Genomic DNA, 23,355 nt, shown 5'->3' with positions numbered 1-23,355 from the left:
TTTAACTCGAATTTATTTAAGTAACTGGTTAGGGCTTAAAGTTCCAGGCCACAAATCTACTTTGTTTGTTGCCCTGCTCCATAGTCACGGTGCTGTATTGGGCTTTCAGCTTTTGTAATTGCTTGTAGATCTTGGGGAGGTGTTCTTTCTTGGAAACAAGGGTTGTAAACCACCCTACCTGATTTTTAAATCCTACGCTCTCCTTGATCATTCTTTTTATAAACAAGGATTCACCGCCATTGCACCACAACTCATTGGCCTGACCCCCAAAATTATGTGCAAGGCTTTTGATACCATGAAGATTTTTTAATTTTCGTAAGGTTCCTTTTTCAGCTTCTTCCTTAGAAGCATGAAAAGGGGGATTGCACATGGTGAAATGATAATATTCCCCTTCTTTAATGATGCCATGAAAAATATGGGCATTGTTGCTCTGATGTCGTATCTGGATCTTGGTTTCCAATTTGGGGGTTAGGTCAACATTGCTTTGTGCTGCCGCAACTGCAGCTTTATCGATATCCGCACCTACCATGCGCCAACCGTAAATTTGGGCACCTAGGATAGGGTAGATACAATTGGCCCCAACCCCAATATCGAGGCCCACTATGCCTTCCTTATGATTGCCTGCATCCAACATATCTGAAATATGATGGATGTAATCTGCCCTGCCTGGAATTGGGGGACAGAGATAATTAGTAGGGATTTCCCAATAACCAACCCTGTAATGAAGTATCAAAAGTGCTCTGTTCAAGGCTATCACCGCTTCGTTTACAGAAAAATCAATGGTTAAATTATCATGTTGATTTTTTTGGACAAAGGGAGCTAGGGCTGGGTAAGCCTTTATTAATGCTTCAAAATTGTAAGGAGAATTATGGATATTCCGTGGATGCAAAACAAAAGGGTATTGGGTGAGTGATAAAGATACGTTCATTTATGTCGTTTATAGTAATAATTGATGTTCATGATCTATTCTTTTAGTTCCACTCTGTAAGTTTCGGGTATTAAATGTTTGGATTTTGGTATTGTTACATCTTTATTTATTGTAATATTGCAATGAACAAATTAAAATAGATGGGACTTACCAAATCGGAAATATTTACCGACCAACAAAATAAAATTGCTACTCTGGCCAAAGCCTTCGGTCATCCAGCAAGGGTAGCCATACTGCAATACCTTTTTAAAACTGACTCTTGTATTTGCGGGGACCTTGTCAACGAAATTGGTTTGGCACAACCTACCATTTCCCAACATTTAAAAGAACTGAAAAACCTTGGTCTCATCAAGGGTAGTATTGAAGGGACCAGTGTTTGTTATTGCATAGATCAAAAGGTTTGGGAGGAAATGTCTTCTCTCCTTACCAACTTTTTAACCCAAGAACCTAAGGCAGCTGAGGGCTGCTGCTAATCAATTATCCTAATTTTAACTTATTATCCCACTGAATGAATAAAGAAAGCATTTTCTCAGAACTGCATGATCTCATCAAATCCTTAAAACAGGAGACTATTACCGAAGAACGAAAGGAAGTACTGCAGCCATTGATCGATTACATTCAAAAGAATGTAGAAAAAAAGAACCCCATCAATTTAAATTTTATTTGTACCCATAACTCCAGGCGCAGTCATTTATCCCAGGTATGGGCACAAACTGCGGCTTTTTATTATCGAATAGGCAATGTCAATTGTTATTCTGGAGGAACAGAAGCAACAGCATTATTTCCCATGGCAGCAGCTACATTAAAGGATCATGGGTTTGAAGTATTATCCCTGTCCAAGGAACCAAATCCTATTTACGGGATCAAATATGCTCAAAATGCTCCGCCTATCATTGGTTTCTCCAAGACCTATGATGCTGAATTTAATCCCAAGTCGAACTTTGCCGCGATAATGACCTGTTCCCAGGCAGATGCCGGATGCCCTTTAATTCTAGGAGCAAATAAACGAATCCCGATTACCTATGAAGATCCAAAAGCTTTTGATGGCACTCCCCAACAAGCAGAAAAATATAGGGAACGCAGCCTTCAGATTGCCACAGAATTGACCTACGTATTTTCACAAATAAAAGCATGAGCATGTCCGGAAATAAGAAAAAACTAAACTTCTTGGATAGTTACCTAACCCTATGGATATTTTTGGCCATGGGCCTTGGAGTTTCTTTAGGTTATTTTAATCCTTCCATACCAAACTTGATCGAGTCATTTGGAAATGGCTCCACCAACATCCCAATCGCCATTGGACTCATCCTAATGATGTATCCACCTTTGGCCAAGGTAAATTATGCCCTTTTGCCCAAAGTATTCAGAAATGTGAGGATATTGTCCATTTCCCTTATCTTAAATTGGATCATAGGACCTATTTTAATGTTCATATTGGCCATAACCTTTCTGCAGGATTATCCAGAATATATGGTGGGACTCATATTAATTGGATTGGCCAGGTGCATTGCCATGGTGTTGGTCTGGAATGATCTTGCCGAAGGCAGTAGTGAATATGGTGCCGGACTAGTGGCCTTGAACAGTATTTTTCAGGTATTCGCCTATAGTTTTTACGCATGGCTGTTTATCACCGTTCTGCCACCTTATTTTGGTTTTGAGGGTGCAATAGTCGACATTTCAATTGGCACCATTGCCGAAAGTGTGGCCATCTATTTAGGAATTCCCTTTTTGGCAGGAATAGTAAGCAGATTTGTGTTGGTAAGACTCAAGGGGGAGGAATGGTATACCACCCGATTTATCCCGGCCATTTCACCGCTTACCTTAATCGCACTTTTATTTACTATAGTTGTCATGTTCTCCTTAAAAGGCCAGTTAATTGTAGAGATCCCAATGGATGTTGTGGTCATTGCCATTCCTTTGCTGATCTATTTTGCCCTAATGTTCATCATAGGTTTCTTCTTCAGTAAGGCAATGGGCGCTAGTTACGATAAGAATGCTGCAATTTCATTTACGGCTGCCGGCAATAATTTTGAATTGGCGATTGCCGTTGCTATTGGCGTGTTCGGAATTAATTCTGGTCAGGCTTTCGCAGGGGTCATAGGACCATTAGTGGAAGTCCCTGCTTTGATTCTGTTGGTACGAGTGGCTTTTTGGCTGCGTAAAAAATATTATCAACCCTTAAAAACGGTTTAATTCTATTATACGCTGTGGAAAATTGAAATAATTCAATTAGACATATTTCTATAATGTATTTAATATCATGTAGTTAATCAACTACATTGTCCTCTATTTGTACAGGCAAACAGTTAAAGTGGCAAGCTTTGGGTGGCGAGTATTAAATCTTTATATATTTAGGCCTTCTTAAGATAATAGTGCATGAATTCAGCTAAGCAATTACTTAACATATTAGAACTAACAGAAGTTGGTACACATCAATTTGAAGGGGAGAGCAAAACCATTGGCAGCCCAAACGTATTTGGGGGACAGGTTTTGGCACAGGCCCTGAATGCGGCGTACCGAACCATTACCAACAAACGGATTTTGCATTCCCTACACTCATATTTTTTGGAGGCAGGGAATTTGGAGTTGCCCATCAGATATGAGGTGAGCATTATTAGGGATGGAGGTAGTTTTTCTACAAGAAGGGTGACTGCCTTACAAAGGGATAAAATCATATTTATCCTTTCCGCATCATTCCATAAGATAGAAGGGGGGTACGAGCACCAAATTCCTATGAAAACCAATGTCAAGCCCCCAGAGGAGCTACTGAGTTGGGAAGATTTATTGAAACAATATGGTAAACTAATGCCTAAAAATAGGCGGGAATTTCTAGAGATAGAACGGCCTATAGATTTTAAACCAACGGTGATAGCCAATCCAATGGACAGAAAGGATTTACCGCCTTTCAATGACATTTGGTTTAAACTCAAGGGAAATATTAATGGGCTGGAACTTCCTATAAAACAACAGATACTCACCTATATCTCAGATTATAACATCCTGCTTACTGCAATTTTACCAAATGCCAGCAAAGCACATTACGGTAATTTGCAAATGGCCAGTTTGGACCATTCAATGTGGTTCTTCAGGGAATTTGATTTTGATGATTGGATGCTTTTTTCGATTGAATCTCCAAGTTCTAGTAATGCCCGTGGCTTCTCTAGGGGAAATATATTTTCAAGGGATGGTAAACTTATCGCATCAGTTGCCCAAGAAGGATTGTTGCGACCATGGAAAAGACAATAACCATTTTATTTATCGGACAGGTAGAATACTTCATTTTGTGCCTATGGATATATCATATGTAGTATGAGGGCAAGCTATTGAACATTCTTGGTTGTTCTCATTTTTCTGTAAAGGGAAATATTCAAAAGGGCAAACCAGCCGATAAAGCTGACAAATGTTATTTTTTGAATTGCAGGAAGTACAGTTATTAGCAGGCCCGATTCATAGATATAATAGTTCAAAAGCAAAATGGCCAAACAAAAGATTCCTAAGGCAAAAAGCTCCTGATATCCTTCTTTATAGAGCGCAACAATGGTTGTGATCATTGCTATCAGCCCAATAAGTCCGGCAATATATATCACCAAATCATGGGAGTTGGAGGATAAAAATAAAGTAATGATCATGGCCGAAATACCCGTAACTCTTATAACAACCAGGTGCACACCTTTCCTTTTAAAAAGTTTGGGTAAATAATACCACAATACGGTCAAACAAGAACAAAGAAGAAAAAGTGCAAGACGAGCTAGATCTTTAGAAGGATTAGGAGAGCCGTTAAACGTTGTACTATCAAGTAAATCACATAAATAATTGTTCAAAAAACTAAACCCCTCCTCGGTAGAAGAGTACTGGGAACCCCCAGGATACAAGGAAGCAGCCTTGATAATAAAAAATACAAATAAAAGCATTCCCAAAATTGGTATTAACAGGGCTTTAGGCTTTTCATGTGTAGTATTCCAATTCATTTCATGTTCTTAGGTCCTACCATCGGTACAATACAATAAGGTAGTGCACTGAGCATAAACATGAAATGACAAATATCAACCCAATTATTGGGTTTTACCAGGTATTTGGTTCCTACAAAAAATAATGTATTTATCTATTTTCCCTATCCAAAATAGTAAGGGCCAAACGTATTTTGGAATACTCCAATTCCTCATTAAAATGATCAAAATAAGGCTTTAGTCCTTCTGGAGAATTCAACTCCTTTTTTGCATTTTTTACAGAAATAACTTCTTCTTTGGTCACAAATTGGTACATATCTATCTCCTTGCCCTCACTATATAATTTGGAAAGGTGTGAAAAAACAGTTGGCGCCTTTAAATCCCTGGCCTCGGCAATTGCTTCAATAGACATGCCTTTCTTATACATTTCATAGGTAACCTTAGCGGTATCGGACTTCTTGGTCTTCTTTTTTTTCTCTGCCATAAAGGCATTTATTTCCGCTATGAACTCGTCACCGTATACTTCCATTTTACGCTGTCCCACACCGCTGATCTGCTTAAATTCAGCTTCGCTCATGGGTCTTTCTGCTTCTATTTCCTTTAAGGTGGCATCACTGAAAATCAAATAGGCAGGAATATTTTCTTCCAATGATATTTTTAAGCGCAGCAGTCGTAACCTTTCAAAAAGCGTATCTTTTTTCTTGGACTTCTTGGTCTTTTCTTTCTGTTCTTCAATTTGCACGTTCCTTTCTATGGGCTTTGTCATTTGCACCTGCTGCCCATTAAAAAGAACTTCCCTGGAAAAATGGGTGAGCTGTAGCGCATTATGCTTGTGAAAAGCTATCTCACAATATCCTTGGTCTATCAACTGAATGATATAATGTTGCCAATCTTTCCAAGCGATATCGTTACCTATCCCATAGGAGGGAAGTTGATCATAGTGTTTGTCCAAGGTAGTGGCATTTTTCGCTCCTCTGAGCACATCTATAATTACCCCCATGGATTCTGACTGCCTTAATCTGGTAATCACTGATAAGGCTTTTTGTGCTATAACGGTACCATTAAAAAATTGAGGTGGATTTTTGCATATATCACAGTTCCCGCAATTCTTTGCCAAGAGTTCTCCAAAATAACTCAGAAGTATTTTTCGTCTACAACTCGTGGCTTCGGAGAATTGCTTCATACGATCCAATTTAGCAACCTGCAGTTGCTCATTGGTCGTGCCATCTATGAATCTTCGCAATTGCAACACATCCGCATAACTGTGGAACAAGAGTGCTTTTGCCTTGGTGCCATCCCTTCCAGCGCGACCGATCTCTTGATAGTATCCCTCCAGATTTTTAGGCATGTTGTAGTGGATCACCCAGCGAACGTTAGATTTATCTATCCCCATTCCAAAAGCAACGGTGGCACAGACCACTTGGGTCTTATCAAAAATAAAATCTTCCTGAACTTTGGTGCGTTCTTCAAAATTCAATCCAGCATGATAGGCATGGGCATCTATCCCCTTGCTTTGCAGCCTATCTTTCAACTGCTCAGTCGATTTACGGCTCAAACAATAGATAATTCCCGATTGATTTGGTCTTTGGGCTATAAAATCTATGATCTGGTTAACCCTATCATTCGCCGGTCTTACTTCCAAGCCAATGTTTTTCCGATCGAAAGAGGTAATAAATTGCTTGGCATTGGGAATTTGCAGCTGATCAATGATATCTTGCCTTGTGGCCTTATCAGCTGTTGCGGTAAGGGCAATAACCGGGGTATTGGGCAAGGATCTTTTTAAAAAGGACAATTGTTGGTATGATGGACGAAAATCATGTCCCCAAGAAGAGATACAGTGCGCCTCATCTATGGCCACACAACTGATATACGCTTCTTTTAAAATGTTTTCTAAAGCCCCTAGACTTTCCGGTGCAACATAAAGCAGTTTAAGCTTTGATGTAACTACTTTTTCCAAAATTTCCTGTTGTTCCTCTCCCGCCTGGCTGCTATTGAAATAGTCGGCCTCTATGCCATTGGCCCTTAACCCATCCACTTGGTCCTTCATAAGGGCAATCAAAGGGGAAATAACCAGGGTAATACCACTGAACATCAAGGCAGGCAGTTGGAAACATATAGATTTCCCTCCTCCTGTTGGCATGATCACCAAACAATCCTTTTGCTCCAAAACAGTATTGATAATTTCCTCCTGTTGGTTGCGAAAACTATCAAATCCGAAGTATTTTTTTAAGGTGGGGATAAGGGTGCTAGAATCGGTCAAGGTTCTTTTTTAAGAATTGTTCTGCAAAATAAAACTAATTCCAATCCTTAGAAAAATAGAATGTGATAGAATACGCTACCTTTGCAAAAAAAATTACCCATGAGTACCTTTGAAAATTTCAATATATCCAAACAACTTCACTATGCCATTGAAGATTTGGGGTTTGATGTTCCGACCCCTATCCAAGAAGGTGCATTTTCTGTTATTCTCTCTGGTAAGGATATGGTAGGTATTGCCCAAACGGGTACTGGGAAGACTTTTGCATATATGCTGCCCTTATTACAGGATCTGAAGTTTTCTAAACAGACCAATCCAAGAATCCTGGTCATGGTCCCCACCCGTGAATTGGTGGTACAGGTAGTGGAACAGATTAAAAGTTTTTCAAAATACCTCACGGTAAGAGTCGTAGGCGTCTATGGGGGCGTTAATATGAACACCCAGGCACAAGCAGTTGCCCAAGGTGCCGATATAGTTGTAGCCACCCCGGGCCGATTGTATGATTTGGTCTTGAGTAGGGCCTTACAACTTAAAGACGTTAAAAAATTAGTGATTGATGAAGTAGATGTGATGTTGGATCTTGGTTTCAGGTTTCAATTGATCAATATTTTTGAACTATTGCCTGAAAGAAGGCAAAATATAATGTTTTCCGCTACCATGACGGATGATGTGGATGCATTGATTAATGACTTTTTTGTCATTCCCGCTAAAATATCCATTGCTGTAAGCGGAACTCCTTTGGAGAATATATCACAACAAGTATATGCAGTTCCAAATTTTTATACCAAAATAAATTTGTTGAACCACTTGCTAAGGGACAAGCAAGAATTTCATAAAGTACTGGTCTTTGTTTCCAACAAAAGAAGTGCCGATAAGGTATTTGAATGTTTGGAAGAACGATATGCTGATGAATCTGCCGTGATCCATTCCAACAAAACCCAAAATTACCGCTTGAGATCCATCAACCAGTTTGATGAAGGAAAAAATAGGATCTTGGTGGCGACGGATATAATGGCTCGTGGTTTGGACCTAGACAAAATTTCACATGTCATCAATTTTGATACCCCAAACTATCCTGAAAATTACATGCACCGTATCGGGAGAACCGGTAGGGCAGAGGAATTGGGAAAATCCATTCTTTTTTATACTGAAAAGGAGGCTCCTTATAAGGAAGCCATTGAAGCATTGATGGATTATAGTATTCCTGTAATGGAAATACCAGAAAAAGTAGCTATTTCAGAGGAGTTGACTCCAGAAGAACGGCCTAAAATCATAGAAGGGAACAATCCAGAAGAGCGCTCGGAAGATGCGGGCTCTGGTTTTCATGAAAAAAGTGAAAAGAATAAGAAAACCAATCAAGGAGGCTCCTACAAAAGAATTATAGCCCAAAAATACAAGAAACCCAAAACTAGGGGGGACAAGAACTACAACAAACGTAATAAACGTAAATAGGAGTCCTACTTTTCCATCGATTGTCATAACCTTTACCTTATGAGTAGTAGCACATGATTTTTAAATTATTGTGCATTTCATCGTTTTGTTCCATCCTTTCACACTATTGAAGGATGATTGTCGTTAACTACTTATAAATCAAGATAAGTATGAAAACAAACATGTTGAAAAGCGGAGTGTTTCTGCTCTCAGGTATAGCATTATGTATGGGTTATTCCTGTAGCAAAGATGACAGTTCCGTAACCTCGGATCAAGAATTATCACAAACAGAAGTAAAAACAGTTTTAGAAGCAGATGACCTGTCCGGTATTGCGGATGATATCGTTTCCGAAGCTTACATGAACAATTCAAATTCTGGAAAGTCGGCAAAAGGCACCAACCAATGTTACGCGGCAGTTTACGATGATAATGGGTTTACCATGACCTTCGAAAATTGCAATATCCGTAACCATGAGAATGTAAACGGAGTCTTGAATGTTGTTTACACTGGACAAGGTGAAAATGCTTCTTTTATGGTTACCTATGATAATTTTTCAGTAGGAGATATTGAATTTAATGGCACCAGAAGTTTTACCATGGAAATGGGATCAAATCAAAACTCTGTGGCATACAATGTAACCAGCGATTTAATAATTACCAAAGCAAATGGTAATGTGTTGGAAGTAATTGGCTCTAAGGGCGTTCTTATCACCTTTGGGGAGACTTTGGAAGATATTACCTTTAGTATTACTGGAAAATGGAGTGTAAATGAAGGTCCTAATAGATATAGTCTAGATGTAAAGGAGGCATTGGTTGGAAACCTTGCTTGTGAGTTCTTAACACAAGGTGTTTTGGAAATCAACAAAAATGGATTGGTCGTCTCCATTGACTGGGGCGATGGTGAATGTGATGATACAGCTACCCTGATCTATCCAAATGATGTAAAGACAGATTTTTCACTACGTGATTAATTAAAGTATATTTTAAGTGTACATAAAAGATCCCCTGTTGCAAACGACAGGGGATCTATCTTTTAATAAAAGTCACGTTGGTCCATACTAACGTGTATTTCATCCAAAAGGATCGCTCTTCATTAAACCTTTTCCCTTGAGAACCATCCAAAACCAAAGAATATTAAAACCACCAAAAAATATTGCTATGAAAAAGATCAGAATCAGTATTATCGGATTATTGTTATTGGGTTCCACTGCCTTGATGGCCCAGAATGTCAAAGAAGCTATTCAAGACCACCATCAAATTCGTGTGGATAAAACAACCTTAGCAAGGGATGAAGCAGAACTTAAGGCCTTCGATACCCATAGTCATAATTTTAAAATGGCCATCAACACCAAAAACATTGGTGCAGCTAAAAGAAATCAAACCATATTATTGGCCAGTATGTCCCGAGAAATAAGTCAGACAGAAGTTAAAATTGCCAGGGCCAAGAGGGAGGTAGTACAAAGCACCAGGGAAATTCAAACCGATAGAAGGGAGAATAGAAGAAACAGAAGACAATATGTGGGATCCAATGATGATCATAGAGATATTGCAAGGGATAGACGAGATACCAGGGATGACATAAGGGATAAAAAAGACGATGTTTTGGATCTTAAAGAATTGGAAGCGAGATTAGGGCATCAGAGAGCCTTGTTCCAGACAATAAAAAACATATCTTATTCCGATATGAACAAAGTAGTAAAGCTGGAGCTTCATAAAAATATTCTACAAAAATTTATGGGCACCATGAAAGCTGATCTTGCCGAAACGAAGGAGGAACTAAGGGAAGATAAACGGGAATTGGCCGAGGATAGAAGGGAAAGACGTGATGACCGAAGGGAAAGAAGAGAAAAGTACTAAAACTAGCCCGTAAGCCCATTTGGGAGAGACCATAGGGTTACAATATTCGGACCTAAACGGATATAAAAATGGATTGGCTATCTTAGATATGCAAATAATCTATTTTTATCCGAATGAAAATTACCAATAGCAACACTGCCGATATTCCTGAAATATTCAGGTTATATCGGCTTGCTACAGCCTTCCAAAAAACAAAAAAATGTGTTCAATGGCCCCAATTTTCATCAGAGCTGGTGTCCAAAGAAATTGCCGAAAACAGGCAATGGAAAATTATGGTTGGCCAACAAGTGGCCTGCGTGTGGGCGGTAACTTTTGAAGATCCCGAAATTTGGGGAGAAAAAGATGCAGACAAGGCCATGTACATTCACAGAATAGCCACGAATCCCGAATTTCGGGGACAACATTTGGTGGAACACATAGTCACTTGGTCCAAAGCCTATGCCCACGAAAATAAACTGGATTATATCCGTATGGATACCGTAGGAGAGAACCTTGGATTGATTTCCCATTATAAAAAATGCGGGTTCCAATTTCTAGGGCTTTCTAAATTGAAGGACACGAAATCCCTTCCGGCACATTACCACAACGCAACCGTAAGTTTGTTTCAGATTACATTATAATTTATATTAATTTCCCTTTATAATTAATATACAACTAGTGGATTTACAAATACGAGTTGCAGATTTAGCGGACCAAGATGCTATTTGGGACATAATAAAAAATGTTATAAAAACAGGAAACAGTTATGTTTTCTATCCAGACTCCAGCAGGGAAAAGATGATAGATTACTGGTGTTCAAAGGAAAAGCGTACCTATGTGGCGTTCCTTGGGAATAAGTTAGTAGGCACCTTTCTTATTAAAGACAACATTCCCGATAATGGATCACATGTTGCCAACGCCTCCTATATGATACATCCAGATAGTTTTGGTAAAGGAATTGGGGAAGCCATGGGCAAATATTCCTTGGTGGAAGCAAAAAAATTGGGCTATCGTGCTATGCAGTTCAATATGGTCATTAAAAGCAACGAGCCCGCCGTAAGGTTATGGACCAAACTTGGGTTTCAGATTGTTGGGGAAATACCAGAGGCCTTTAATCATCCAATCAATGGATATACCAATGCCTATGTTATGTATAAAAAATTGTAGTATCCCAAATTAGGTTAGCAATACTGGGCATTTTTAGAATTCCAAAAATTTTGGGGAAAAGCTGCAGTTCATCGAAAATATCAAAAAAAACTCCCTTTTCAGGTACAACGGAACAACCTTTATAGCTAATACCTGCGTAAATAAGAAAGTTAGTTGAACCCAATCTAAAATCTGATATGATGAAAATTAAATTTATTCCCCTTTTGTTTTTAAGCCTTTCCCTAGCCTTGATAGGATGTAGTAGCGATAATAACAAAGACAACGAATTTGGCAGGCTTTCCATAAAACTTACAGATGCCCCTTTTCCCCACGATCTAGTCGCTGAAGCAAATGTGACCATTTTTAAAATTGAAGCCAGGTCCAAAGGTGAAGGAACGGATGAAAATAATGCTCCCTATCTTCTGTTAATGGAAGAAGAAATGGAGGTGAATCTTTTAGACCTTACCAATGGCATTACTACAACTTTGGTGAATACCGAAGTTCCTGCTGGGTCTTATGACCTATTTAGAGTCTATGTTAAAGGTGTAAATATTGTGCTTACGGACGGTACCGTTTATGATTTAAAAGTACCTAGTGGTGCAGAGTCTGGAATTAAAGTCTTTGTAGAACCAAACATTATTGTTGATGGTGGACTTACCGCAGATCTGCTTTTAGATTTTGATGTGAGCAAATCTTTCGTGGCCAAAGGAAACAGAAAAGATGCGGGTGGCATCACAGGTTTTAATTTTAAGCCAGTTATTAAAGCATCCAATCTATCTACGGCGGGAACTTTGACGGGAATGATTACCACGGATAACGGTGGTGAAATAATTCCATTGAAAGGTGCCCAAGTATCCATATTCCCTGAGGGCACTGAATTCCTTGAGGATGATTCAATTACATCTGCCTTTTCTGATGAAACAGGAATGTATACCATATTAGGGTTAGAAGCTGGGACATATGATGTGGTTGTTGCATTGATTGTTGAATCGGAAACTGAGATAATTGAATATAAAACCGTTACAGCTCTAGGCATTACTGTAGTGGCTGCCAATAAAACCACTTTGGATTTTGAACTTGAAGTTCTAGAATAATCATTATATAAGCTTAGTAAAAAAGGGAGCAATTAATTTTGCTCCCTTTTTTATTTTCCAAATATTTAATTAAGACCACCATCTAATTATTTTATTTACAGGATATTTGCATACCCGATAGTGGAAAGCCAAATATTGAAGGAATATAACAATGATTAAGAACATTTTTAAGGCCAAACCAAGCACAGCTATTATCATTGTTCTTGCTTTTTTTTCCATCTATGTTTTTTGGGGCAGTACCTATCTAATGAATAAGGTAGCAGTTTCTGAACTTCCTCCATTGATGTTGGCAGCTATCCGCTTTATTACGGCTGGGACGCTTATTTTCATTATCGCCAGACTATTGGGGCTTCCCTTGACGATTACAAAACCACAAATAAAAAATTGCATTATTGCCGGATTTTTATTCTTGACCTACGGCAATGGGGTAATAGTATGGGCATTGAAATTTGTAGACAGTGGCTTTGCTGCCCTTGAAGCATCTACCCAACCGTTGATCATCTTGCTTTTGATGCGTTTCTTTCAGGGTAAAAAAATCAGGACCATGTCCGTTGTAGGGATTGTTCTTGGATTTATTGGCATCTATCTATTGGTAAGTCAACAGCAGTTAAGCACTCAGGAAGGCAGTACCTTAGGGATCATAATGATCTTTACCTGTATTTTGAGCTGGAGTGTTGGTAGTCTTTTTGTGGCCAAGGCCGATTTACCTCCCAATTATTTTATCAATACGGGCTACCAAATGCTATTTGGGGGGATTATGTTGGCCATATCCAGTTTCATTGTTGGAGAAACATGGATCTCTCCCTTGAATTGGAGTGGAAAGGTGCAGGCGTCAATTATTGGTCTAATTTTGTTTGGTAGCATTGCTGCCTTTACTTCCTTCAATTATCTGTTAAAAGTAGTTTCTACCGAAAAAGTGGCAACATCGGCTTATGTAAACCCGATTATCGCGATGCTTCTGGGATGGTACTTTTTACAAGAACAGATAACCCTTCAATCCGTTATAGCGGCAGTAATTCTATTAACGGGTGTTTACTTCATTAATACGAAAAAGAAAGTCTTGATTTTTTCCAGGTTTTCTGGGAGAATGGGGCGCATGTTGGATGATACCTAATGCCTATTAATTTGTATTGTCAGAGGTGAAAAAACCTCCATTTTCAAAATCATTTTCATATTTCAAGTATAAGTTTGACCTGAGAAAAGTAGTTTCTAATTATTTTTTACGAAATTTAGATTGAATTCTATTAGAAACTATTTATACCTTGTATATGAACTATTTAATCATCCTTCTTCAAGTAATTGTAGGCCTCAGTATCCTAAATGTTTGGCTTATACAGAAAAATAAACCTACAAAGTGGCGTGGTGGAAATGCCAAAACTATTGTGGAAGAGTTTCAGGTATACGGTCTTCCTGTTTGGATGTGTTATGTTGTAGGTACCCTAAAAGTAGCGCTGGCACTTGCCCTACTAGCAGCAATTATTTATCCCGAATTAAAACAACCGGCTGCCCTGGGATTGGCAATATTACTTTCTGGATCCATCATTATGCATTTAAAGATCAAAGATCCATTGATGAAGTCTTTTCCTGCTTTTCTGTTTTTAACAATGTGTTTGATCATTGCTTTTGTATAGTAAGAATTTTCTTTACCTATATAAAAATTAGTGCCCCATATTGAAATGCCAGATAAAGATTGAGCAGCGCATAGAATAAAGCTGGAGAGGATTGTAGTACACTATCCTTAATCTTGATGCGAACCCATAAGCCTAAAAGCATCAAAACGAAGAGGCCAATCGTTGATATAAAACTTAAAAAAGGGCTAATAAACAGTCCTAAGAGCAAGCCTATACTGCCTAAAAGTTGTAACGCTCCGGTAAGCCATCGTTGTTGTTTATTGAGTCCATAACGCATGAATTCTAATTTCATTCTCGGTGAGAAAAAACAGCCAATACCAAAAAATAAAAAGGAAAAGGATGAAAAAAAAGTCAATATTGTGAGTCCATCCATAGGTAGTAATTAGCTCAAGTGTATTTTTAAAATCTCGTTCAAAGATAAATCATTAGAGTCACATCCTCATTTTATAACCCTTTCAAATCAATTTCCAAGAATTAGGGAAAGCTTATTTCCCTTCCAATTCTTTATTTTTACCTAAAAAATGAAATGGAAAAATCAGAATATACTATCAATATAGTTGGTGCAGGGATCAGTGGTCTTGTTGCTGCCTTGGTTTTGGAAAAGGAAGGGTATTCTACCACCATATATGAGGCAACTGATAGGGCTGGGGGTCGCGTTAAAACAGATATTTATGAGGGATTTCAATTAGATCATGGCTTTCAGGTCCTATTGGACGCATACCCTATGGCCAAAAAATATTTGGATATGGATTCTCTTGCACTACAGAAATTTCTACCTGGAGCAGTAATCTTTAAAGATGGGAAGAACAAAACACTGGGTGACCCTTTAAGAAATGTATCCCTTCTAATACCCACATTACTTGCTAATATCGGCACTGTTTCTGATAAATTTAAAATCCTCAAACTAAATAACGAATTAAAAGCAATGTCATTGGAACAGATATTTGCTTCCAAAGAAACAAGCACCTTAACCTATTTAAAGGACAGGGGTTTTAGCGATGACATCATATCTTCCTTTTTCAAACCTTTTTTTAGTGGCATATTTTTAGAACCTAATTTGGAGACCTCTTGTAGGATGTTTCAATTTGTCTATAAAATGTTCGGAGAGGGACTGGCCGTACTGCCAAAAGCTGGTATAGGGGCAATTGCAGAGCAGCTCGCGTCCAAACTTAAGAGAAGTAATATCATCCTAAATACCCCAGTGGAAAGGGTATTGGAAGGAAAGCTAGTATTGGCAGATGGCAAAGAACTACCAAGCCATTATACCATAATAGCTACTGATGCTTCCCATTTAACAGGGGATTTAATAATGGAAACTGTTACTTGGAAAAGGTGTGAAACCTTTTATTTTACCACTCCAAAAAGAATCATACCCCGGCCACTTATTGGATTGATTGCTGATAAAGATGCGCTGATCAACAACCTATTTTTCCATACGAGTTTAGAAATGGCAAATCGTGGAGAAGGAGAACTGCTATCAGTGACTTTGGTGAAGGAACACCAATTGAGTGATAAGGATGTCCTGGATAGGGTAGTTCAAGAATTGGAGCAGTATTGCGGTATTACTGAACTTACTTTCCTAAAGCGCTACCAGATTAAAAAGGCCCTGCCACAACTTACCAATTTGCAATATTCAATGACTCCTCAACAAACCCAATGGTCTCCAAGTATATATCTCGCAGGCGATCATCACCTGTATGGATCATTAAACGCAGCGATGACCACAGGGGAAATGGCGGCAAAAGCCATTTTAGAACATATGAAGACAACATCGTAAAAGCTAAGCTTACATTTTAATTCTCGTAGCTTGGCTTAGATTAATCTAAAACCAAACATCCATCATTCTAATTTATTAAGTTACATATTTATATAGCATAAAATCAGAATAACTACCTAAAAATCACTACATTGTATAGAAAATAAAGAATATGCCTATCTATATGGATCGCCATGACGTATCGGAAACCGTGACTGCAGAGCATGTTGCGAAATTGCATATAGAAGATATTAAAATAGAGCACCTTTTTGGATGTAAAGGGCTGACCTATTGGTTTGACGATCAAAGAAAGATGGCATTTTGTTTAATAGAGGCCCCGAACAAGGAAGCTATTGAAAGAATGCACAACCATGCACATGGTGAAATTCCCCATAAAATAATTGAAGTAGAAAGTGCTATTGTTGAATCTTTTTTGGGTCGCATTGAAGATCCCGAAAAGGCGGCCAATGAATTGGCACATGTCATAAACGACCCCGCATTTAGGACCATAATGAATGTAGGACTCAAACCTTTAAATTTAAAAAACTTCAAGAGTATGGGTAACACCCATTTTCAACACCTATATGAGTCCATTATTGAAACTATAGGCTCGAATGATGGTAATATGGTTCGTAAAAATTCAGGATCATTTTTAGTCTCTTTCCAATCTGTATCAAGAGCTATGGAGTGTGCCGTGCAGATTCAGGACAAGTCAAAGCAATTTAGCAATTCCAATACATTGGTCACCATTGGACTGGATGCAGGGGTTCCCGTGACCGAAAAGGATGGTATTTTTGAGGCTGCCGTTAAGTCGGCCCAACGAATGTCCAATTTTGTAAAGGGAAATATTGTAGTCTCCACCGAAGTTAAGTCGCTCTATGAACAAGAAAATCCTAGCCACGTAATAGATCTCTCATCCATAAGAACCATTAATAATTCTGAGGGACGGTTCTTAAATATTTTAATTGATTATTTGGATGAAACTTGGCATAAAACAGATTTACAAGTGGAGACCTTCGGTACCGAATTGGGCTTTAGCAAATCACAGTTTTACAGGAAGATGAAAGGGATTACCAATCAATCCCCAAATATATTTCTAAAAGGATTTCGTCTACAGAAATCCCTGCAATTATTAAATAACAGGAAAGGTTCCATTTCTGAAATTGCCTTTGAAACTGGTTTCAATAGTCCAGCTTATTTCTCAAAATGCTTCCAAGCTAATTTTGGAATACTCCCTTCCAAATATCTACAGGAAAATCTAGCCTGATCCTCTTACCCGTTATTTGATTACTTGGTTCAAAATTCCTCTTTTTTGAATCAATATTGATAGTCCTTTTGCTTTTATCTCTTTATCTTTATGTAGTTACTCCACGTATCCCCACAGCCCGTTCCAATTGGGCTCGACTTGGTTTTAAATCAATAAAATAGTCAATCCTTGTGACCAGTTTAAGGTCCCAAAAGTGTGTCGTTCCCCTTTATTATTTAGTCTAATCAATTCAATAATTTAAAATTTTCAATCATGAAAAACAAGCACCTATCTTTAAAATTAGCAGCCATGGTGTTGCTCGTAGTCACGTTTTTCAGCGGTACCATCAATGGGCAACAATCCAATGAGATGGCCACTGAAATGTCTTTGGTCAAATCCCACACCAACGCCGACCTGCAATGGGGGCCATGTCCTCCATTTATGCCTGAAGGTTGTGGGATAGCCGTTTTGCACGGGGATCCAGCAAAAAAGAACGTAGATGTTTTCTTTAAGGTCCAAGCCAACTCCGATATACCAAGACATTGGCACAATTCTGCCGAACGGATGATCTTGGTTTCGGGTAAATTGTATGTAACCTATGATGGGGAGAAAGAAGTAGTATTGAATACTGGCTCCTACGCCTTTGGTCCTGCCAAAAAACCACATGTTGCAAGATGTGGGGATGAAGGTCCTTGTGTACTTTTTATTGCCTTTGAGGAGCCTTTGGATGCCTTTCCAATGGTGGTGAAGGAATAGCGGTATTAAGACTGTTAACTTGATATATCAATCAAGGTGTAATATAAACAAATACATACCATATTTAAAAACAAAAAAATGGCACATACAGTAGATGACGTAATTCCGTCTAAAATAGAGGATTTTAAAGCCCTGTTAAGGGGAGAAATTGTATTTCCATCAGATGCAAATTACAATGAGACACGAGAAGTGTATAATGCCATGATAGATAAATATCCTGCCATGATTGTAAAATGCGTGGATGTGGCCGATGTTATATACTCAGTAAATTTTGCAAGAGAAAACGATATCTTATTGGCTATCCGCGGAGGTGGACACAATGGAGGCGGTCTGGGACTTTGCAATGACGGACTAGTCATTGACCTTTCGGGCTTAAAATCAATACGGGTCAATACCAATGACAACACCGTTCGGGTAGGTGGCGGGAATCTCTGGGGGGAAGTAGATCACGCCACCCATCCATTCGGACTAGCCATCCCCGCCGGTATCATATCAACAACCGGAGTAGGAGGCCTGACCCTTGGAGGAGGAGTTGGCTATCTATCTAGAAAATTTGGTCTGACCATTGACAATCTGTTGGAGGCCGATATGGTTTTGGCTGATGGATCCTTTGTCACCGTAAATTCTAAGGAACACCCAGATTTATTCTGGGCCATTAGAGGGGGAGGAGGCAATTTTGGAATTGTGACTTCCTTTAAATTCCAAGCCCACGTGGTTAAAACGGTCATTGGAGGGCCAACGCTTTGGCCTATTGAAAAAACAGAGGAAATAATGGCTTGGTACGATGAATTTATTCATGATGCGCCAGAAGATTTAAATGGCTTTATAGCTACTTTGGTGATTCCGGGACCGCCCTTTCCGGAAGAACTTCATAACAAAAAGTTTTGCGGCATTGTATGGTGCTACACGGGAAATCCCAATAAGTTTGATGAACTCTTTAAACCCGTTCTGGACAAAAATGCGATATTTCAACACGTCGGAGAAATGCCTTATCCATCCATACAAACCTTATTTGATGGCCTTTTTCCACCAAGATTACAATGGTATTGGCGTGCAGACTTCTTCAATAAATTAGGACCTGAAATAAGGGCTGGGCATTTAGAATATGGTTCCAAGATACCAACACCGCTATCACAGATGCATCTTTACCCTTTAAGTGGTGCGGCCAGTAGGGTTGGAAAAGATGATACCCCTTGGGCCTATAGGGATGCCAAATACGCAGGGGTCATCGTTGGGGTAGATCCAGATCCTAAAAACGCAGATAAAATTACACAATGGTGTAAAGATTATTACGAAGCCCTGCATCCGTATGCTTCAGGGGGAGCTTATTCCAATTTTATGATGGATGAAGGGCAGGAACGTATCAAAGCGAGCTATAAACATAATTATGACCGTTTGGTTAAAATCAAAAGAAAGTACGATCCCAATAATCTGTTTCAGGTCAATCAGAATATAAAACCATAAATATTTTAAAATCAATCAAATAAATAATTTTCCCATTCAAAGTGCATTGTAGCGTAAGCCATACAATGCGCTTTGTTGTTTATATACTTCAAAAATGATACTTTTAGAGGGTAGAATTAATCCTCCTTATGAACGATGCCATTATAGCCCATGTGGAAAAATACATCTCGCTTTCAAAAGAAGAAACCGAAACATTCCTATCGTTCTTATCCGTTGTAGAAGTTTCTAAGCGAAAAAGGCTTGTAGAACCTGGGTCTTATATCCGGAATGAGTATTTTGTTATCAAAGGTTGTTTAAAAGGATATTATTTAGATGACAACGGTGACAAGCACATTATTCAATTTGCCATTGAAAATTGGTGGATCGGGGATTTTGATGCATTTTACAACCAAGTTCCCTCCAAACTTCACGTTGAGGCCATAGAAGATTCTACCCTATTGGCAATAACGTATGATGATCTTCAGCGGTTATTTGAATCCATTCCAAAATTCGAACGTTATTTTAGAATTTTGGTAACTGGGGCTTTTATCTCCCTAAGAGGACGAATTTTATCCACATTACAAAAGTCTACCAAAGAACGATATCTGGAATTTTGCAAGACCTATCCCAATATAGAACAACGTGTTGCAAATTATGATATCGCTAATTATTTAGGCGTTTCAGCTCAAAGTTTGAGCAGAATAAGGCGAAATTTGGTCATATCTCCCTGATTTCTTAACATAGGTCAAGTTATTTGGGAGGTACAAACAATAACTTTGTAACTCACAAAAAAACAAGACATCATGAAAAATATATTATTTGTACTGACCAGTAATGACGAAATGGGTTCAACCGGACACAAAACAGGTTTTTGGGTTGAGGAATTTGCTGCCCCTTATTATGCCTTAACCGATAATGGATTCAATGTAACCTTGGCATCGCCAAAGGGAGGACAACCCCCAATAGATCCAAACAGTGATACGGAAGATGCTGCTACCGAAGCGACAAAAAGGTTTGACAAGGACGAAGCAACCAAGAAAAAATTGGCAAATACCTTAAAATTGGAAACGATTGACCAGAAAGATTTTGATGCTGTTTTTTATCCAGGTGGACATGGACTGCTATGGGACTTGGTAGAAAACAAAACTTCCAATGATTTAATTGAATCTTTCCACAGTCACAAAAAACCGGTTGCCTTTGTATGCCACGCTCCCGCTATTCTAAAAAACATCAAAGGCTCAGATGGGAAACCACTAGTTAATGGTAAAAATGTGACAGGATTTACCAATGGGGAAGAAGAAGCAGTACAATTAACCGACGTTGTTCCTTTTCTTATTGAAGATATGTTGCAAGAAAAGGGAGGCAACTATTCAAAGCTTGGTGACTGGCAGCCATATGCCCTGGAAGACGGACTGTTAATCACGGGACAAAATCCGGCCTCGTCAGAGAAGGTAGCCGATTTATTAATTAAAAAATTGCAATAAGAAATGAATAAGAATCAAGCATTATTACAAACATATAAAAAGAACGGTCTAGAATTAAAAAACAGGGTCGTAATGGCTCCAATGACAAGGGGTAGAGCCTTAAATGATGAGAATAGACCCACTGGAGATTTACATGCCCCTTATTACGCAGAAAGAGCTTCCGCTGGTTTGATCATTACAGAAGGGTCACAAGTTTCTGAAGATGCCATTGGATACATAAACACACCCGGAATTTACACAGAAGCACATGTTGAGGGATGGAAAAAAGTAACCAAAGCAGTCCATGATAATGGTGGAACAATATTTATTCAATTGTGGCACGTAGGAAGAATGTCACACCCAGATTTTCACGGGGGTAATTTACCATTGGCTCCATCGGCTATCAATCCTAACGAAAAATCCTTTACACCAGAAGGTTTTAAAGACACTGTCACTCCTAAGGCTATGACCATAGAGGATATAAAAACTACGGTTGAAGATTTTAGAAAAGCAGCTGCCAATGCAGTAAAAGCAGGATTTGATGGTGTAGAAATACACTCCTCCAATGGATACTTGTTCCATCAATTCTTCAATGCCACTTCTAACCAAAGGACGGATGAATATGGCGGATCCATTGAAAATCGCGCACGTTTTTTCTTTGAGGTATTAGATGCCGTGAAGCAAGAAATATCCGAAAACAAAATAGGGGCAAGGTTCAATCCTTCTTTGCACGGATCATTTGGATCTACGATGGACGAGGAGACCATTCCAACATTCGATTATATCATCAAAAAATTGAATGATTACGACTTGGCCTATATCCATTTGTCAGAACCATTTTCGGATGTCTCTGATATTCCATATGCCGTTAGCGAAATTGCAAAACATTACCGACCTTTATACAAAGGGACCTTAATGATCAATAATGGCTTTGACCAAGAATCTGGAAATGCCGTTATTGAACGTGGAGATGCAGATTTGGTAGCTTTTGGCAAACCTTATATTTCCAATCCTGACTTGGTGAAACGTTTTGAAAGAAACCATCCGTTGGCAGATTGGGACCAAGACACTTTCTACACAGGTGGTGCAGAAGGTTATTTGGACTACAACACAATAGAAGAAGCCCAAGAAGCATAATTAGCAGTACTGTTTAATTTAAAAATTTTGATCAATGAAATTCAATAGAAAAGCAAATGCCCAATGGTTGGGAAGTGGAAAAGATGGAAAAGGAAATTTAACTACAGCAAGTGGCGTATTGGATAAGACCCAATATTCATTTAGCACTAGATTTGAGGATGGCAAGGGAACCAACCCTGAGGAATTGGTTGGTGCGGCACATGCTGGTTGCTTTGCCATGCAACTGAGTTTCCTTTTGGGAGAGGCTGGATTTACGCCAGATACCCTAGATGTGGAAGCCACCGTTAGTTTTGAGGACGGAAGCGTCACCACTATAACCTTGGATCTAAAAGGTAAAGTTCCAGGAATTACTTCAGATAAATTCAAGGAAGTTGCCCAAAATGCAAAAGAAGTATGTCCAATTTCCAAATTAATGAAGGCGGATATTGTTTTAAATGTGAGCTTAAACAACTAAGCCATTTGTCTTATTTCGATTAAAAAAAGGGGAGCAGCAATGCTTCCCTTTTTTATTGACCAATCACCTAATTATCTAATTATCAACATTTTTGTATGATAACTATTTTAAGGTTGTCTTATTTTCAGCAGAATTATAAAGTATATTTAAACAGAAGAAAACGACCCATAATAAATCAAATATGTTTTGTCTGGTATATAAGTCCAAAGCCGTCCCAAATCTAAGTTTTGCCCAAATTGAGGTTTTACTGGAAAAGGCGCGGTTATTTAATAGTGCTAATAATATATCTGGTTGTCTTCTCTTCTATGAAGGTGAATTCATCCAATACATGGAAGGGAACCATATAAAAGTATTGAAACTCTTTGATAAAATATCATTGGACAAGCGGCATACCAATGTGCAACTTTTATCGCACGGACTAATAGAAAAGCGGGAGTTTAAAAATTGGAGTATGGCTTTTAAAAATGTGCAGGGACAAAATGACCAGCTTCAATATATTGAATTATTGGTGGATACATTTTTGGAAAAGGATTCCCCAATTCAAGGACCTAATCCTACGTCCAAAGAATTTTGGAAAACTACAAAAGGCCTGTTGGACTACAACAGGGCATTAAGAATTATAGATTAGGACCACGTTTTTGGAAGACCCAAATTATCGTATTTGTCCGCATGGGTCCTAATAATTCCCTAAATATCAATAATGAAATGGAGAGCAATTAGCTCTCTTTTTTTATGATTCGCCCATTTATGTTAAGGTTTTGTCAAATCCAGGGGATTTATTAGGTATCGTTCGTCTAAGCAATATAGAACCCATAACTTTGTGCTGTTTT

At 38.6% G+C, this 23,355-nt stretch carries 25 protein-coding genes; 21 read left to right on the top strand and 4 right to left on the bottom strand.

Translation table 11 applies throughout. The features are described from left to right. Positions 1 to 28: 28 nt before the first annotated feature. Positions 29 to 928: a 23S rRNA (adenine(1618)-N(6))-methyltransferase RlmF gene (rlmF, locus tag ABXZ32_RS07160; protein WP_354617991.1), complete on the bottom strand. Its 900-nt coding sequence runs from the start codon at positions 926 to 928 to the stop codon at positions 29 to 31. A gap of 140 nt (positions 929 to 1,068) precedes the next feature. On the opposite strand from rlmF, the gene ABXZ32_RS07155 reads away from it, so the two are divergent. From ABXZ32_RS07155 to ABXZ32_RS07140, 4 genes are all read left to right on the top strand, one after another. Continuing rightward, positions 1,069 to 1,401: an ArsR/SmtB family transcription factor gene (locus tag ABXZ32_RS07155; protein ID WP_354617990.1), complete on the top strand. Its 333-nt coding sequence runs from the start codon at positions 1,069 to 1,071 to the stop codon at positions 1,399 to 1,401. Positions 1,402 to 1,436: 35 nt separating this feature from the next. Next, the gene (locus ABXZ32_RS07150) at positions 1,437 to 2,063 is read left to right on the top strand and encodes an arsenate-mycothiol transferase ArsC (RefSeq protein ID WP_354617989.1); all 627 of its coding nucleotides are present in this window, start codon (positions 1,437 to 1,439) and stop codon (positions 2,061 to 2,063) included. Between the two features lie 2 nt (positions 2,064 to 2,065). Further along, positions 2,066 to 3,121, top strand: coding sequence for an ACR3 family arsenite efflux transporter (gene arsB / locus ABXZ32_RS07145; protein ID WP_354617988.1), 1,056 nt, complete (start codon positions 2,066 to 2,068; stop codon positions 3,119 to 3,121). A gap of 183 nt (positions 3,122 to 3,304) precedes the next feature. Then, a complete protein-coding gene (locus ABXZ32_RS07140; RefSeq protein ID WP_354617987.1) occupies positions 3,305 to 4,174 on the top strand; it encodes an acyl-CoA thioesterase in 870 nt (289 codons plus the stop codon). Between the two features lie 74 nt (positions 4,175 to 4,248). Here ABXZ32_RS07140 and ABXZ32_RS07135 read toward each other — a convergent pair whose 3' ends face one another. Then, positions 4,249 to 4,896, bottom strand: a complete 648-nt coding sequence (locus ABXZ32_RS07135) for a hypothetical protein (protein WP_354617986.1) — start codon at positions 4,894 to 4,896, stop codon at positions 4,249 to 4,251. A gap of 130 nt (positions 4,897 to 5,026) precedes the next feature. Next, positions 5,027 to 7,135, bottom strand: coding sequence for a DNA helicase RecQ (gene recQ / locus ABXZ32_RS07130; protein WP_354617985.1), 2,109 nt, complete (start codon positions 7,133 to 7,135; stop codon positions 5,027 to 5,029). Between the two features lie 99 nt (positions 7,136 to 7,234). On the opposite strand from recQ, the gene ABXZ32_RS07125 reads away from it, so the two are divergent. The 8 genes from ABXZ32_RS07125 to ABXZ32_RS07090 all read left to right on the top strand — a co-directional run bounded on the left by ABXZ32_RS07125 (position 7,235) and on the right by ABXZ32_RS07090 (position 14,270). Next, positions 7,235 to 8,584: a DEAD/DEAH box helicase gene (locus tag ABXZ32_RS07125; protein WP_354617984.1), complete on the top strand. Its 1,350-nt coding sequence runs from the start codon at positions 7,235 to 7,237 to the stop codon at positions 8,582 to 8,584. A 149-nt stretch (positions 8,585 to 8,733) separates the two neighbouring features. Next, a complete protein-coding gene (locus ABXZ32_RS07120) occupies positions 8,734 to 9,534 on the top strand; it encodes a hypothetical protein (protein WP_354617983.1) in 801 nt (266 codons plus the stop codon). 187 nt (positions 9,535 to 9,721) lie between these two features. After that, the gene (locus ABXZ32_RS07115; protein WP_354617982.1) at positions 9,722 to 10,420 is read left to right on the top strand and encodes a hypothetical protein; all 699 of its coding nucleotides are present in this window, start codon (positions 9,722 to 9,724) and stop codon (positions 10,418 to 10,420) included. A 113-nt stretch (positions 10,421 to 10,533) separates the two neighbouring features. Beyond that, positions 10,534 to 11,040, top strand: coding sequence for a GNAT family N-acetyltransferase (locus ABXZ32_RS07110; protein ID WP_354617981.1), 507 nt, complete (start codon positions 10,534 to 10,536; stop codon positions 11,038 to 11,040). A gap of 37 nt (positions 11,041 to 11,077) precedes the next feature. After that, complete coding sequence (locus ABXZ32_RS07105; RefSeq protein WP_354617980.1) at positions 11,078 to 11,566, top strand: GNAT family N-acetyltransferase; 489 nt, start codon at positions 11,078 to 11,080, stop codon at positions 11,564 to 11,566. Between the two features lie 176 nt (positions 11,567 to 11,742). Further along, the gene (locus tag ABXZ32_RS07100) at positions 11,743 to 12,639 is read left to right on the top strand and encodes a DUF4382 domain-containing protein (protein WP_354617979.1); all 897 of its coding nucleotides are present in this window, start codon (positions 11,743 to 11,745) and stop codon (positions 12,637 to 12,639) included. Positions 12,640 to 12,790: 151 nt separating this feature from the next. Next, a complete protein-coding gene (locus ABXZ32_RS07095) occupies positions 12,791 to 13,753 on the top strand; it encodes an EamA family transporter (RefSeq protein ID WP_354617978.1) in 963 nt (320 codons plus the stop codon). A gap of 154 nt (positions 13,754 to 13,907) precedes the next feature. Next, the gene (locus tag ABXZ32_RS07090) at positions 13,908 to 14,270 is read left to right on the top strand and encodes a DoxX family protein (protein ID WP_354617977.1); all 363 of its coding nucleotides are present in this window, start codon (positions 13,908 to 13,910) and stop codon (positions 14,268 to 14,270) included. Between the two features lie 16 nt (positions 14,271 to 14,286). Here the strand turns inward: ABXZ32_RS07090 and ABXZ32_RS07085 are convergent, their stop codons facing one another. Continuing rightward, entirely contained in the window at positions 14,287 to 14,643 is a 357-nt protein-coding gene (locus tag ABXZ32_RS07085; protein ID WP_354617976.1) for a DoxX family protein, read from the bottom strand. Between the two features lie 153 nt (positions 14,644 to 14,796). Between ABXZ32_RS07085 and ABXZ32_RS07080 the strand changes: the two genes are divergently transcribed. From ABXZ32_RS07080 to ABXZ32_RS07040, 9 genes are all read left to right on the top strand, one after another. Further along, entirely contained in the window at positions 14,797 to 16,047 is a 1,251-nt protein-coding gene (locus ABXZ32_RS07080) for an NAD(P)/FAD-dependent oxidoreductase (RefSeq protein ID WP_354617975.1), read from the top strand. Positions 16,048 to 16,198: 151 nt separating this feature from the next. Continuing rightward, the gene (locus ABXZ32_RS07075; RefSeq protein WP_354617974.1) at positions 16,199 to 17,293 is read left to right on the top strand and encodes a nickel-binding protein; all 1,095 of its coding nucleotides are present in this window, start codon (positions 16,199 to 16,201) and stop codon (positions 17,291 to 17,293) included. A gap of 252 nt (positions 17,294 to 17,545) precedes the next feature. Further along, positions 17,546 to 18,028: a cupin domain-containing protein gene (locus ABXZ32_RS07070; RefSeq protein WP_354617973.1), complete on the top strand. Its 483-nt coding sequence runs from the start codon at positions 17,546 to 17,548 to the stop codon at positions 18,026 to 18,028. A gap of 78 nt (positions 18,029 to 18,106) precedes the next feature. Continuing rightward, positions 18,107 to 19,492 carry an FAD-binding oxidoreductase gene (locus tag ABXZ32_RS07065; RefSeq protein WP_354617972.1) on the top strand — a complete coding sequence of 462 codons (1,386 nt, stop codon included), beginning with the start codon at positions 18,107 to 18,109 and terminating at the stop codon, positions 19,490 to 19,492. 128 nt (positions 19,493 to 19,620) lie between these two features. After that, the gene (locus tag ABXZ32_RS07060) at positions 19,621 to 20,202 is read left to right on the top strand and encodes a Crp/Fnr family transcriptional regulator (protein ID WP_354617971.1); all 582 of its coding nucleotides are present in this window, start codon (positions 19,621 to 19,623) and stop codon (positions 20,200 to 20,202) included. 72 nt (positions 20,203 to 20,274) lie between these two features. Next, complete coding sequence (locus ABXZ32_RS07055; RefSeq protein ID WP_354617970.1) at positions 20,275 to 20,955, top strand: type 1 glutamine amidotransferase domain-containing protein; 681 nt, start codon at positions 20,275 to 20,277, stop codon at positions 20,953 to 20,955. Positions 20,956 to 20,958: 3 nt separating this feature from the next. Then, a complete protein-coding gene (locus ABXZ32_RS07050) occupies positions 20,959 to 22,071 on the top strand; it encodes an alkene reductase (RefSeq protein WP_354617969.1) in 1,113 nt (370 codons plus the stop codon). Positions 22,072 to 22,105: 34 nt separating this feature from the next. After that, on the top strand, positions 22,106 to 22,525 hold the full coding sequence (locus ABXZ32_RS07045) for an OsmC family protein (RefSeq protein ID WP_354617968.1): 420 nt from the start codon (positions 22,106 to 22,108) through the stop codon (positions 22,523 to 22,525). A gap of 181 nt (positions 22,526 to 22,706) precedes the next feature. Next, entirely contained in the window at positions 22,707 to 23,153 is a 447-nt protein-coding gene (locus ABXZ32_RS07040) for a BLUF domain-containing protein (protein WP_354617967.1), read from the top strand. Positions 23,154 to 23,355 lie beyond the last annotated feature (202 nt).

Origin of the sequence: Sediminicola luteus, from assembly GCF_040566555.1 — a bacterium.
GTDB lineage: Bacteria > Bacteroidota > Bacteroidia > Flavobacteriales > Flavobacteriaceae > Sediminicola.
This window is presented reverse-complemented; position numbering and strand designations above follow the sequence as displayed.